Raw genomic sequence first — 12,663 nt, forward strand, 5'->3', positions numbered from 1 at the left:
ATGTTCGATACAATTTTGTCCCGCATTTATGAAGCTATTCACTGGTCGATGAGCGACAGTAATGGATTGTCCACGGATTTCTACTACCGAGTGAAAGCGATACGCCAAGACCTTTTGGTAATGTATAAAACTAATGTCACCGAATGCCAGGATTTCTTACGTCAGAACGAGGAAGCTTTTCGCCAGTTAGATGAAAAGATCATTACTTATGAAAAGCAGCATGAAACCACTATATCTCAACTGATGAGCGGTCAGTCCCAGTTGAGCGATGAGGCTTTAGAGGAAGCACTGCAGAGTAAAGAAACCTTTATTGAGCTTTATCGCTCGCTCTATTTTGCTGAACGCAGGCTGCTGACGAAAGATCCGCAGCACCTTTGCCATGTTGGCTGTGGGCCAATGCCAGCGTCTATCCTGATGTGGATGAAATACACCGCGGCTAATATAACGGCGATAGATTTTGACGGGCAAGCAATTGCCTGCGCAAAGGTAGTATTTGAACAGTGGCGTCATACCAAAAATATTCCGGCTGATCGTGCGAATTTTCTTACCCTGCCTGGGGAAGAGGTGGACTACCGTAATATGGATGTGATTGTGATTTCTGCTTCCATCCTTAATAAGGAAAACGTTTATGCCGCGATTCTGGCCACTGCTAACCGCGAGGTTACGGTCATTGAACGCACCCCTAATTTCCTTTATAACCAGGCTTTCACAACACCTGCAGGGTTCGAAGCATTTCGTCTCGGAGGGGAGGCGCGCGATAACGTTAATCTCCAATCCTATCAATTCACACCACTTTCGGGAGTTACCCATGGAAAATGATGTGCTTGACCGCTACGACCTTGACAATAATACACTGTTCATTCGCGAGGAAAACATATTGCAGTTGGCGCACAGCCTTCACTATTTGCAAAATGTATGGTTTACACTTAGCGGCGAGGTACTGTCTCTGACAGAGATGGACAGTCGCGTTGCGATCGCCAGCGAAGCGCTGCGTCAACAGGAGCGTGTGGCGCGAATTGCGTCAACGTGGAAGTCACTTCAGAACGTGATCCAGCTGGACGTCATTCAGCGCTTTATGCTGCTAATAATGCAAAGCGAGCCACATGTTGCCGACATATCATATAGCTGTGAAGCGGATAGGCTGCAGCATGAATTGACCACCGTACTTTTGCTTCCCTGGCTTATAGAACTGGCCCGCAACCCGCAGAAAGTATGTTTGCTGCCCACGCTTAGTAGCTGTCAGGCTTACAGTCGCTGGTTCAGCAGTACACTCAGCGAATGCCAGCCACAGGAGAACGATATCAGCTATATGATGTCACTGCTGCTGGGGGGGTTTGGCATCGTTGCACCAACAACAGCAACGGTACGATTTATTGCAAGCACAAAAAATAGCCTGAATTATGCGTTGGTTGGCGCACTTTGCGCCGCTGGTCCTGCTCATCTGGGCGCCTGCCAGCGTGTGACGACGTTGCTAAGCTCTCTAGGCGATACACTGGAGCAAAGTGTGAGTGCAGCCGCTGAGGTTTACTGTGCCAACCGTCCTTGGCCGGGATTTGGGCATCCGGTGATGCCGCGCGATACTCGCGTCGATGCGTTCTTCGAGCACTACACGCATGGATTTGGCAAGTATCAGGCCTTGTCAGAGCATATCAGTGCACAGAGCGGCGTTAACCCAAATGTAGATTACCTGATAGGTAGTGCCTGCAGTCGGTGGCACGTAGCCCCTGAGGTTGCAGTGCTGGTCTTCTTCGTTTGTCGAGTACCGATATTGCTGGGGCACTACCGTTTGCGTTATCACACGCACTCGTTTGGTATGAGTTCCAGTGAATTACGCGACAAGTACAAAGCGCTGCCAAAACACTGGCTATAAGGGACGATATGGATAACAAGTTCCTAACAATATGTTCACCGCTTGATTCAGCAGCTACCGCGAGCGCAAAGCTAACGCACTGGAAAGGCTATAAAAACCATCAGAGCGTTAGCCTATTGCTGGAAGCAATACATCAGTTCGCTGTACGTTACGCAACCTCACAATACCCATGCACGCCTGCGCAGCGATATTTGCCAGCAATGATAGAATATTTTGAGAGTGAAACGGAATTGACTGAAGAGCAGTTAGTGCTGGAAGGCGATATTGAGATTCAGCACGTTAGCGTGCGTGTTATTTGCCGTGCCTGGTCGGATAACAGCCGCGATCGGATGGTGGCTGAGGCTGCAATCATTGTTCATCCTGTATCACTGCCAATAAAGTTCACCTCGCCTGCTGCAGAAGATTCGGCGATTCCGTTATGGGAGATCCTTAGTCAAAATACGAAGTACTGCGAATTCCGACTCAATGGTAGCAACCCTTTATTTAGCGAGCACTTCACAGGCAACCCGGTGTGCCCAGGCTCACTTCTGATAGACTTACTGCTCTCAACACTGCTACACCCTACTGAGCGACAGACCTTAAAACTGAAAAAGGTAAAATTCCTCAGAGCAGTTCTTCCTGAAACAATATATCGCCTGACGCTCGGCTCGGCTGAGGGCTCTCAGACGAACACCTTTATCATTACCGCTGAGAAAGGTGAACGTCATGTCAGTGGCAGTTATTTGTTATAAAAAGGTGCCGTTATGAATCGTCTGTTTAAAGTCGTCCTGTCTTTTGTTCCGTGGAGCGTTTACTCATGGGTGATGAATACATCATTATCCTTTCGCGATAAGTTTACACTGTGGTGCTTGCTATTTATCTTTATTGTCACAATTAACCGCCATCTATTGCTGCAAGGAGAGGCAATTACACTCGCGAACCTATTCAGCTTTGTTTTTATTTTCGTGAACTATCAGTTTAATCTGATACCGCTGCTACTGCGCTATCCGGCCAGCCTATGTTATCTATTACTGGCGCTAGTTGCTGGGGGTAGTCTAATTCTAAAACAACCCTTTACTATAAAGTTTGCAGGGGATTCTTTGCCGGAAGACAAGAAGCGCCATATAATATTTTACCTAATTAATCGAAATATCACGATGGTCTGGCTGGGAGTTTTCATTATCAACTGCGCGCTGAATTTTCACTATAGCTGGTCACTAAATCTTAGGCTTGTATCTTTATCTCTAGTTATACTGGCACTTCTGGCTTCACATTATTTCCCAAAGATAATGCGTGATCACTACAGAAAACGTTTTCAATCTTCTGCCACCTCTTTTCCATACCAAGATAACCGAGGAAAATAATATGACTGTTGCTCAGATTATTAAAGATACGCCCATCTGGGTCTGGATCTTACTTATTTTTCTGATTAAACGTGGAATAACCGCGCTCTCCGAGCGCGAAATGCGCATAGAACGGCTATTTATATTGCCACTAGTATTTCTTGTCTGGGGCATCTATAGCGTGATCCATGAAACGGCGGCATCAGATGCATCCCTAATGTTTATGCTGGTCGGGCTGATTGTAGGCATTGGCATAGGATGGCTTCTGTGGAATTCGCAGCCCAGACTGCGAAATGGGGCAGAGGAAAACACGATAATACGAGCAGGTACACCACTGACGTTAATTTTTATTGTACTGCTGTTTATTGTAAAATTTGCTCTTACGGCTTCTCTGGCCATATGGCCAGTGCTCTTTAATTCGTTACATTACAATTTACTTTTCGGTCTGTTAAGCGGGTTGTTGGATGGTATATTCTGGGGGGGTACGTTGAATTTGTATATCTCATGGTATCGCGCCAAAAAGAAAGTGGCGTACTGAACTCCACATGACAGGATGCCATTTAGGTTCGAACTTGATCCAACCGAAAAAGGCGCATAAGCCATTTTCTACGGGCTAATTGAATACATATGCGCCTAAAGTATGTTGCGGAGTTTATATTTTCTTAAAATATAAACTCCCGTATTATTTGGCTAAGACGAGCGGCTCAATTAAGTTCCAAAAGGAAAACAACATACACGGTTACGCATTCAATCAATCCCTTTAGCTGGCGCAGACGCGAAACAGCGCCTTATGCCCGACGTAGCCGATTACAGACATATAAATTGCTCTATATCATGCCTTTACCTGAACAGCCAGCATGGTCACAGCAATGATAACAGCTCACGACACCCCTTTTAACCCCGGTGAGCGGGTTTTACGGCGCTTGCGACGCAAGGGGCGTGATTTCCGGAGCCATAGCGGCGGCAGCTTGCCTCTGGCGGGTTTTTTGCTTTTGTGGAGCGAACCCGTTATCGAAGGTTCGATACACTCGCCACATCCTGTGGCTCACCCTCCGGGTCGCGCGAAGCCGCGCGATGCAAAAATGCTCCCGGCATTTTTGTCCGGGTTCGGGCACCATATTTAAAGAACCCGCCTCTGGCGGGTTTTTTGCTTTTGTGGAACGAACCCGTTATCGAAGGTTCGATACACTCGCCACATCCTGTGGCTCGCCCTCTGCTTCAGCACGCCACCCACACTGCACCGGCATCCGCCGATTTCACGCACTGCGCGACCCAGCGCACGCCCATTAATCCGGCATGCACGTCGGGATACCAGAAATCCTGCAGGAAGTCGGTGTCACGGCGATCGGTGGCATCCATCGCCAGCGCGAAGCGACGATAAAGATTGGACCAGGCTTCAAATAAACCCTCGGTATGCCCTCCGCCAATGCGGTCCTCTTCCAGCGCGCGCGGATTAAGATAGCCCATGCCGCGCTCCAGAATGCGCACCGGCTCGCCCTGCACTTCATAGCGCAACTGGTTCGGCTGCTCATCCCACCACTCCAGACTGGCTTTCGATCCGACGACCCGAATCTTCTGCCCGTGCATCGATCCGGCATTCACCGCCGACGCCCATAACGTGCCGATCGCGCCGTTGTCATACTCCATCATCACAAAGGCGTTGTCCTCCAGCGGCGCACGCGACGCGACAAAGCTCTGACGCGAACAGAGCAGACGCGTCACTTTCAGCTGTGGCAACATCGTTTCTGCGATAAATAACGGATGCGTCGCCAGGTCGCCTAACACGTAACTCGGGCCGACAAAGCGCGGATCAACCCGCCAGCGGGTGCTTTCACTCTGCAACTCCACCGCCTCATTATGGAAGCCGTGGGCAAACTGCATGTTAACGATGCGGATCTCACCCAAAGCCCCTTCGGCGATCATTTCCCTGGCCTGATGAACCAGCTGATGCCCGGCGTAACCGTAGGTGACGCCAACAACCTTCTGCTTCTCCCGGCTCAGCTGCTCCAGCTCATCCGCCTCTTCGACCGTAAAACAGAGGGGCTTCTCGCACACCACATGCAGCCCGGCATTAAGCGCCGCGCGGCAAATGGCGAAATGAGTATTATTAGGCGTGGCGACAGACACCGCCTCAATGCCATCTTCACGCGCGGCTTCCCCGGCGAACAGGCTGGCATAATCGGGATAACAGCGGTCCGGTGCCACACCCAGCGCCTGACCAAACTCACGCCCGCGTGCGGCATCAATATCAAACGCCCCCGCCAGCAGCACAAAGTTTCCGTCACGCTGTGCTGCAGAGCGATGGATATAACCAATCTGGCTGGTGCCGCCGCCGCCGATCATGCCCCAGCGCAGCGAGCGATTAGCCGCTTTTTTACCGTTAATCATGCTGTTGTCCTCAGAATCCTGTTGATCGGAGATAGTCCAGGCTGGCTTTAACATCCCGCAGACTGGTGTCGGCATGGCGCGGATCACGCTCCTGTTCGATGGTGATCCAGCCCTGATAGTTACGCTCAGTCAGCAGCGTGCGCACCGCCGGATAGTCAATTGCGCCCTGCCCCAGCGGACACATCACCCCCTGCGCGCAGGCAGTGAAAAAGTCGAGTCCGCGAGAGAGGGCGTCTCGCCAGACCCGCTGGTTAACGTCTTTGAAGTGGAGGTAATCGATGCGGGTCCAGTACTGTTGCAGTGAAGCGACCGGATCCATCCCGGCGTAATAGAGATGGCCGGTATCCAGACATAAACCAGCCACCTGATGCGGAATATCACTGACCAGCCGCGCAAGCTCATCGGCAAACTCAATGCAGCCGCCCGCATGCGGATGGATCACCGGTCGCACGCCATACTCCTGCCAGGCAATCTCACTGAGAATGGTGATGTGTCGCATCATGCGCTGCCAGTCGTCAGCGGAGAGCCGTGGCGCTTTTTCTGACTGACCGGCATATTTCGCCCGCTCCGGATTCCCGAAGTCGATGATCACCAGATAAGGCGCGCTGGCGCCGGGCGTTTTGACGGCGGCTGGTACGCTGGCCAGGGTACGGCACAGGTTGTGGGTGAGCGTGACCAGTTCAGGGAAATGCGCTTCACTGACCAAATCATCAAAAATCGTACCCGCCACCAGCGAAAGCTGATGCGCATTAAGCTGCCGGGTCAGTTCGGCTGCATCCGCTGGCAGATAGCCCCAGGGGCCAAATTCAATACTGGGATAGCCAGCCTGAGCGGCCTCGGTCAGGACTTTCTGCCATGGCGGCAGCCAGGGATTAGCGGGATCGTCGACGCCCCAGCTACAGGGCGCATTAGCAATGTGAAAGGTCATGATATCTGCCTGTGCAGTGAGAACTGCTGGCAGTATCAAATGAAAATTTCATCTCAGACAACAATGAAAGTTTCATTTTTTGATAGAGATCGCGTTTAAATATTTCTTTATATGATAGTTTTCTATCAAATACCCGCTAACCTGCTCTTTCTACAGGTTTTCACGCGTCACGATTTCAAAGGGTACGGTCACCTGAGCAAAATGGTCGCGCTGTTCCATCCGGCTGTTGAGGCAGGTGGCGATCACCGCCGCAGCCATGGCATCAATACGATGGCGCAACATCAGCGTAATGGTGCCATCAATCAGCGCCAGCTCATCGCCGGGCAGCGGACCGTGGCACAGCAGATCGATCTGCCTGCGTCCGCTGTCACGCAGCGCCTGCACCACGCCCTCTATGCCGCCGCAGGGCGCATAAATCATCACCAGATCATCATGGGTGTCCAGCAACTGCCGGGTCGCCTGATAGCCTCCTTCACCCGACTCATGCGTTTTTAACGGTTCCAGTACCCGCTGGCTGATGCCTGACTCGCGCAGGTAAGAGCGGAAACTGATCTCGCTGCTCTCCTGGCAGGTAAAGCGGTGATCGCCCAGCAGCACCCCAACGCATCCCGGCTGACGCAGCAGATGCTGTGCCATCCAGGCCGCCGTACGTCCCGCTTTCTGATTATCAATGCCGATAAACCCCGCATGCTCACAGGGCGAGAAATCAGAAAAGAGCGCGTAAACCCGCACGCCCAGTCGGGACACATCCTGAATCGCGTGACGAATCAGCGGATGATCCAGCGCCACCAGCGCAATCACATCACTGCGCTGTGCCAGCAGACGCAGCGAGTGCGCCACCGCCTCCACTTCATGAATATCATGCCAGCAGAATTCAGGTTCGCTGCCCTGTGGCTGCTGCGCCTTCAGCTGCTGTTTCAGCACCTCGCCTAGCTGCTGATAAAACGAATAACGGGCAGGCAGCAGGATAAAGCTCACGCGAACTGTTGCCGCAGCGAGCGGCGATGTTGTCCGGATGTGTGCCTGCGTCAGGTGATAGCCCAGCTCGCGGGCCGCAGCCAGCACTTTCTGCTCGGTCACGCTGCGCACCGGCGCGCGTCCATTCAGCACCCGATCCACGGTGGCCACGCCCACGCCCGCCGCCTGCGCAATAGCGGTCATCGTCACTTTTGACATCATCCTTCTCCCTGCTTCTGCTCTCTGTAGCGCTGGCTGACGGCTACGCCTATATATTCTGTTGTCTGAGACATCAACACTCTATCGCGGCACAGCCATTTCCTCTCATTTATTTGATAGAAAGTCAGCGTTAATCTTGATCGTCCTCGCAAAATGAAACATTCATTTCTTTCTGCATTCTCTTTAAAACGCCCATTTGCTAAAACGGATAAAAATCCTGCGCCGATCGGGTTGATGGGATCACATCATTAAAAGGTTAGAGCGACGACGGCGGGCTTTCTATAGTGGAGCCCTGAGCAGCACCTGCCTGCACGTATAAAAGGAAAAGTTATGTTCCCTTCAACGCTTCCGGTTCCACGCCTGACCGCTGCCAGCCAGGTACCACAGTTGCGCTGGGGCATTATCGGGCCGGGCTGGATCGCCGACCATTTTGCCCATGCACTGCGCAAGCATACCCACCAGCAGATCACGGCGGTGGCTGCGCGTGACCCGGCAAAAGCACAGGCCTTTGCCGACAAATGGTCAATCAGCCATGCCACGGGCAGTATCGACGTGCTGCTGGCGCGGGAGGATGTTGATGCGGTCTATATCGCTACGCCCCACAACCACCATTTTCCCGATGGTCTGCGCGCGATTGCCGCCGGAAAGCATCTGCTGATTGAAAAGCCGCTGGCGCTGAATGCTCAGCAGGCGACACAGCTTAAACTGGCCGCCGCTGCCGCGAACCTGCTCTGTATGGAGGCGATGTGGTGCAACTTCACACCGAAATATGACGTTATCCGTCAGCTGCTGGAGGATGGCGTGCTCGGCGATGTTCACACCCTGATTGCCGATCATGGCGAGTTTTTCACACCAGACCATCGCATCTTCAACGCCGATCTGGCGGGCGGCCCGATGCTGGATCTGGGCAGCTATCTGGTGGCGCTTAGCGTGTTTGTTGGCGGCGGTGCGCCTGACACGATCGTCGCCCGGGGCCAGCCCGTCCCGGCTGGGCGTGTAAACGGTCAGACGTCGATGCTGTTTACCCATCAGCACGGCATGCATTCGGTGCTGAATACCACCCTGTTCAGCAACACGCCAGGCGGCGCGGTGATCGCCGGACGCGAGGCCACGCTGGAACTGGCGGGCCAGTTCTATGCGCCTGGTAACTTCACCCTGACCTCCAGCGATCGGCGTCATCGCCTGCAGTGGCAGGAGCCTGCCAGCCGCTATGAACAGCTCTGTCATGAAATTAACCATTTCGCCTGGTGTATCGGTCAGAACCGGATCGATTCACCCATCCATTCGCTTGACCAGGCGATTACCACCCTGGCCACGATGGACAACGTCAGGCAGCAGATTGGCGTGACCTTCAATGAAGAACAGCAACCTTAATGTGCCCGGAGCAGAAAGATGAAAATCGCTTTTGATGTGGATGTGATTAAAGATTTAGGCATCACCCGTATGGTTCATCAGGTGGCCGACTGGGGATACAAATATATCGAACAGTCGCCGCATCCGCAGATCAACCCGTTTTATAAACATCCTAAAGCCAGCCGTGAAATCATCACCGAGTATAAGAATGCGTTAAACGCCACCGGGCTGGAGATCTCCTCGTTTATCGTGGTCTATCGCTGGTCCGGCCCGGATGAGCTGCGTCGTCAGGCGGCGGTGAAGAACTGGAAGCGGATGATCGAGATCGCGGTTGAGATGGGTGTGCAGGTGATCAACACCGAACTCTCCGGCACGCCTAACGAGCCGGAAATCTGTGAAGAGATGTTCTATCGCTCCATGGAAGAGCTGCTGCCGATCATCGAACGTGAAGGCATCCGCGTCGAAATCCAGGCCCATCCGTGGGATTTCTGCGAAGAGAACAACGAAACTGTGGATATCGTGAAGTCGTTTCGCAGCGATAATGTGAAGTATATCTACAGCGCGCCACACACTTTCTTTTATGACAAAGGCAAAGGTGATGTGAAACCGATGCTGGAGTATGCCGGTGACGATCTGTCACACATGCTGATCGCCGACACCATGAACCATACAAAACACTGTCGCTACATCGTTAACCCGCCAGGGGTGGATGCCACCATTCACCAGCATGTCGGCGTGGGCGAAGGCGAAGTGGACTTCGACACCCTGTTTAAAACGCTGCGCGACACCGGCTTTGCCACCCGCAGTTATAAAGTCGGCGGTGAACCGATCATCGCGGCGTCTCTGTTTGGCTACCCGGAAAAGATGAAGGTTCAGGCGGTAGAAACCCGCGAACTGATTGAGCGTGAACTGCTATAACCCTGCCTGCCGTGCAGTCGCTGCTGACTGCACGGCCACCTCCGCTCAGGATAACGAACCACCTGCCTGACACACTTTTATTCACTTTTCTCCAGTGCCGCTGCCCGCCTGACATCAGCCCCCTGCAGCACGGCCTTGCGCAGCCAGCAGAGTTAAACCCCCTTCGCAGCACCTGCTACACTCCAGACCAATACCACACCATAAGGCGAACTTTCATTATGTCGGAAAATGCATATCAGCCCGCAAAAGTCTGGACCTGGGACCCTGAAGCCAAAGGTAACGGCGCTAAAACTAATCGTCCGTTCGCTGGTCCCACCCATGAAAAAGCGTTGCCGGTCGGCAAGCATCCTTTACAGCTCTATTCGCTTGGCACGCCTAACGGCCAGAAAGTGACCATCCTGCTGGAAGAGCTGCTGGCGCTTAACGTCAACGATGCGGAATATGATGCCTGGCTGATCCGTATCGGCGAAGGCGATCAGTTCTCCAGCGGTTTTGTCGACGTAAACCCGAACTCGAAAATCCCGGCGCTGAGCGACCACTCGGCAACGCCGCCGATTCGGGTATTTGAATCGGGCAATATCCTGCTCTATCTGGCGGAGAAGTATGGCTACTTCCTGCCGAAAGATATCGCTGGCCGCACCGAAACCCTGAACTGGCTCTTCTGGTTACAGGGCTCAGCGCCTTACCTGGGCGGTGGTTTCGGTCATTTCTATCACTACGCGCCAGAAAAAATTGAGTACGCCATTAACCGCTTCACGCTGGAAGCGAAGCGTCAGCTCGACGTGCTGGATCGTCAGCTGGCAGATAACCGCTATCTGGCCGGTGATGACTACACCATCGCTGATATCGCCACCTGGCCGTGGTACGGCAACATGGTGCTGAATGATCAGTATGGCGGTGCCGAATTCCTGGATGTGCAGTCCTATAAAAATGTAGTGCGCTGGGCGAAAGAGATCGCGCTGCGTCCTGCTGTGATTCGTGGCCGTAAGGTCAATCGTGTCATGGGCGACCCGGCCGATCAGCTGCACGAGCGTCATGATGCCGCTGACTTCGATACCAAAACCCAGGATAAAAAAGCTTAAGGAGAGACCTGTGAGTGCATATGTTGTATTTATTCGTGATAACACCCTGAACCAGGACGAAATGGCGATCTATGCCGAGAAAGCGGGCGAGGCTCGCGGCGATCATCAGATCAATCCTCTCGCCTTTTATGGCGAACTGGAAACGCTGGAAGGACAGGAAGCAGAAGGCGTGGTGATTCTGGAATTCGCGAGCCGCGAAGCCGCACATGCCTGGTATGACAGCCCGGAATATCAGGCTGCCAAAGCGCACCGTCTGAAAGGCGCGAACTATCGCGTGGTGCTGGTAGAAGGTGTGGCTAAGTAAAGATTCAGGCGGCAGCGATGCCGCCTTTTTTTATTGCAGTGTGATACGCGCTACGCCATCCAGCCCCTGACTGCTGTGATCGTCATTGAAGCCCTGCTTCAGGGTGACGAACAGGGTCTGCCCGTCCGGTGAGACCAGCAGACTGTTGGGGTGGCTATCAAATGACCAGCTGTTTTTCACCTCATAGGTGGTGCCGTCCAGCTGCAGCACCTTCTTCGATTCGCGCTGGCTGATATAAATCTCATTGCGCTTGCCATTAAACTTAATCCCCAGTGAGTCGCCCGGATTCAGACGCTTAATGACCTTGCCGCTGCGCTCATCAAACACCAGCGTATTTTTCGCTTTTGAATTATCCGTAACAAACAGACGACCGGTTGCCGGATCCTCGGCCATATTCAGGAACAGATACTCCTGCCCGTCACCCGCCGTCAGGCGCTGCTCGATTTTGTTATTGCGCGGATTGATCACCAGGATTTCTCCGCTGCCGTTCGCCGCATAAATCCGGTCGCTGACCGGCGAGAAGATGATGCCTGTGACCCACTTCCCGGCATTTTTTATCCGGGTTTTCAGCGTCAGGGTTTTGGCATCAACCACCCAGATCACGCCCGGATCGCCCACGCCGCCGACATAGAGCAGCCCGTCATGCAGAAAGATTTCACGCGTGCCATAGGGCATGCCTTTCTCGTTTTTCTCGTCAAACATCAGGCGCTTCAGCACTTTACCGTTATCAGGATCGATTTTAGAGATACCGCCATCCAGCGTGTTGGTGGCGTAGAGTGCGCTGCCGTCAGGCGCACTGATCAGACCAAAGTTTTTCAGGTCGAAGTGTCCCGCGCCGGTGCTCTGCAGCGTGGAAGCATCAAGACGGTAGATCATGCCGCCGCTGATATCTTTAAATCCCTGCGCGCTGGCGACATAGAGGGCATTTTTTGCTGGCAGATAGGCCATCTCATACAAACCTTCACCCAGCTCGCGCTGAATCAGGTTATCCGGGCTGGAGGGCTGCATCACCACCGGCGCACTGGCATCCACTTTTTTCGCCGGCATCTGGCACGCCGTCAGGCTGAAGGTGGTCACCATCGCCAGTGTAAGTGCCGCTGTACGCGGACTGAACAACGCTTTCATACTTAACTCCCCTATCTGCCTGCTGCTCCCGGCTGGCCACAACGCAGAGGACAGGCAGGAAATAAAAAGAATAAGAATCATACGCAGCCGCTAAAACGCTGTAAACGCAGCGGCATGATGACGCAACCGAATCAGCTTAATGCGGTATGTTTATTGTCCGCAGGCGTCTGGCCGCGCCAGAAACTGCCTTTAAAAGC

13 protein-coding genes are annotated in these 12,663 nt (G+C 53.2%); 9 read left to right on the plus strand and 4 right to left on the minus strand.

Annotated features, from left to right (window positions below; translation table 11 throughout):
• The 5 genes from HFD87_RS16135 to HFD87_RS16155 are packed head-to-tail and all read left to right on the plus strand — an operon-like array spanning nt 1 to nt 3,730.
• Nucleotides 1-819, plus strand: a complete 819-nt coding sequence (locus tag HFD87_RS16135) for a hypothetical protein (RefSeq protein WP_167423670.1) — start codon at nt 1-3, stop codon at nt 817-819.
• On the plus strand, nt 809-1,870 hold the full coding sequence (locus HFD87_RS16140) for a citrate/2-methylcitrate synthase (protein WP_167423671.1): 1,062 nt from the start codon (nt 809-811) through the stop codon (nt 1,868-1,870). The genes HFD87_RS16135 and HFD87_RS16140 overlap by 11 nt, the downstream gene beginning before the upstream one ends.
• Before the next feature lie 8 nt (nt 1,871-1,878).
• Nucleotides 1,879-2,601: a hypothetical protein gene (locus tag HFD87_RS16145; RefSeq protein WP_167423672.1), complete on the plus strand. Its 723-nt coding sequence runs from the start codon at nt 1,879-1,881 to the stop codon at nt 2,599-2,601.
• A gap of 12 nt (nt 2,602-2,613) precedes the next feature.
• A complete protein-coding gene (locus tag HFD87_RS16150) occupies nt 2,614-3,213 on the plus strand; it encodes a hypothetical protein (protein WP_050491328.1) in 600 nt (199 codons plus the stop codon).
• A gap of 1 nt (nt 3,214) precedes the next feature.
• Entirely contained in the window at nt 3,215-3,730 is a 516-nt protein-coding gene (locus HFD87_RS16155) for a DUF6622 family protein (RefSeq protein WP_167423673.1), read from the plus strand.
• A gap of 680 nt (nt 3,731-4,410) precedes the next feature.
• Here the strand turns inward: HFD87_RS16155 and HFD87_RS16160 are convergent.
• The 3 genes from HFD87_RS16160 to HFD87_RS16170 form a co-directional block, all read right to left on the minus strand.
• The gene (locus tag HFD87_RS16160) at nt 4,411-5,580 is read right to left on the minus strand and encodes a Gfo/Idh/MocA family protein (RefSeq protein WP_167423674.1); all 1,170 of its coding nucleotides are present in this window, start codon (nt 5,578-5,580) and stop codon (nt 4,411-4,413) included.
• A 10-nt stretch (nt 5,581-5,590) separates the two neighbouring features.
• Nucleotides 5,591-6,508, minus strand: coding sequence for a TIM barrel protein (locus HFD87_RS16165; RefSeq protein WP_167423675.1), 918 nt, complete (start codon nt 6,506-6,508; stop codon nt 5,591-5,593).
• Between the two features lie 150 nt (nt 6,509-6,658).
• On the minus strand, nt 6,659-7,684 hold the full coding sequence (locus HFD87_RS16170; protein WP_010252022.1) for a LacI family DNA-binding transcriptional regulator: 1,026 nt from the start codon (nt 7,682-7,684) through the stop codon (nt 6,659-6,661).
• A 330-nt stretch (nt 7,685-8,014) separates the two neighbouring features.
• On the opposite strand from HFD87_RS16170, the gene HFD87_RS16175 reads away from it, so the two are divergent.
• The 4 genes from HFD87_RS16175 to HFD87_RS16190 all read left to right on the plus strand — a co-directional run bounded on the left by HFD87_RS16175 (nt 8,015) and on the right by HFD87_RS16190 (nt 11,341).
• The gene (locus HFD87_RS16175) at nt 8,015-9,058 is read left to right on the plus strand and encodes a Gfo/Idh/MocA family protein (protein WP_010672024.1); all 1,044 of its coding nucleotides are present in this window, start codon (nt 8,015-8,017) and stop codon (nt 9,056-9,058) included.
• A gap of 18 nt (nt 9,059-9,076) precedes the next feature.
• On the plus strand, nt 9,077-9,955 hold the full coding sequence (locus tag HFD87_RS16180; RefSeq protein ID WP_010252025.1) for a sugar phosphate isomerase/epimerase family protein: 879 nt from the start codon (nt 9,077-9,079) through the stop codon (nt 9,953-9,955).
• Nucleotides 9,956-10,173: 218 nt separating this feature from the next.
• Nucleotides 10,174-11,037: a glutathione-dependent disulfide-bond oxidoreductase gene (yghU, locus tag HFD87_RS16185; protein WP_010252027.1), complete on the plus strand. Its 864-nt coding sequence runs from the start codon at nt 10,174-10,176 to the stop codon at nt 11,035-11,037.
• A gap of 10 nt (nt 11,038-11,047) precedes the next feature.
• On the plus strand, nt 11,048-11,341 hold the full coding sequence (locus HFD87_RS16190) for a DUF1330 domain-containing protein (protein WP_010252030.1): 294 nt from the start codon (nt 11,048-11,050) through the stop codon (nt 11,339-11,341).
• 30 nt (nt 11,342-11,371) lie between these two features.
• On the opposite strand, the gene HFD87_RS16195 is transcribed toward HFD87_RS16190, so the two are convergent.
• Entirely contained in the window at nt 11,372-12,466 is a 1,095-nt protein-coding gene (locus HFD87_RS16195) for a YncE family protein (RefSeq protein ID WP_022625249.1), read from the minus strand.
• Between the last annotated feature and the right edge of the window lie 197 nt (nt 12,467-12,663).

Origin of the sequence: Pantoea sp. EKM21T, assembly GCF_011800405.1 — a bacterium.
In the GTDB taxonomy this organism is placed as follows: Bacteria; Pseudomonadota; Gammaproteobacteria; order Enterobacterales; family Enterobacteriaceae; genus Pantoea; species Pantoea agglomerans.

What these genes read in the sequence shown, in the direction of transcription:
- HFD87_RS16135 (WP_167423670.1), top strand. Translation starts at nt 1, where the DNA reads ATGTTCGATACAATTTTGTCCCGCATTTATGAAGCTATTCACTGGTCG.
- HFD87_RS16140 (WP_167423671.1), top strand. Translation starts at nt 809, where the DNA reads ATGGAAAATGATGTGCTTGACCGCTACGACCTTGACAATAATACACTG.
- HFD87_RS16145 (WP_167423672.1), top strand. Translation starts at nt 1,879, where the DNA reads ATGGATAACAAGTTCCTAACAATATGTTCACCGCTTGATTCAGCAGCT.
- HFD87_RS16150 (WP_050491328.1), top strand. Translation starts at nt 2,614, where the DNA reads ATGAATCGTCTGTTTAAAGTCGTCCTGTCTTTTGTTCCGTGGAGCGTT.
- HFD87_RS16155 (WP_167423673.1), top strand. Translation starts at nt 3,215, where the DNA reads ATGACTGTTGCTCAGATTATTAAAGATACGCCCATCTGGGTCTGGATC.
- HFD87_RS16160 (WP_167423674.1), bottom strand. Translation starts at nt 5,580, where the DNA reads ATGATTAACGGTAAAAAAGCGGCTAATCGCTCGCTGCGCTGGGGCATG.
- HFD87_RS16165 (WP_167423675.1), bottom strand. Translation starts at nt 6,508, where the DNA reads ATGACCTTTCACATTGCTAATGCGCCCTGTAGCTGGGGCGTCGACGAT.
- HFD87_RS16170 (WP_010252022.1), bottom strand. Translation starts at nt 7,684, where the DNA reads ATGTCAAAAGTGACGATGACCGCTATTGCGCAGGCGGCGGGCGTGGGC.
- HFD87_RS16175 (WP_010672024.1), top strand. Translation starts at nt 8,015, where the DNA reads ATGTTCCCTTCAACGCTTCCGGTTCCACGCCTGACCGCTGCCAGCCAG.
- HFD87_RS16180 (WP_010252025.1), top strand. Translation starts at nt 9,077, where the DNA reads ATGAAAATCGCTTTTGATGTGGATGTGATTAAAGATTTAGGCATCACC.
- yghU (WP_010252027.1), top strand. Translation starts at nt 10,174, where the DNA reads ATGTCGGAAAATGCATATCAGCCCGCAAAAGTCTGGACCTGGGACCCT.
- HFD87_RS16195 (WP_022625249.1), bottom strand. Translation starts at nt 12,466, where the DNA reads ATGAAAGCGTTGTTCAGTCCGCGTACAGCGGCACTTACACTGGCGATG.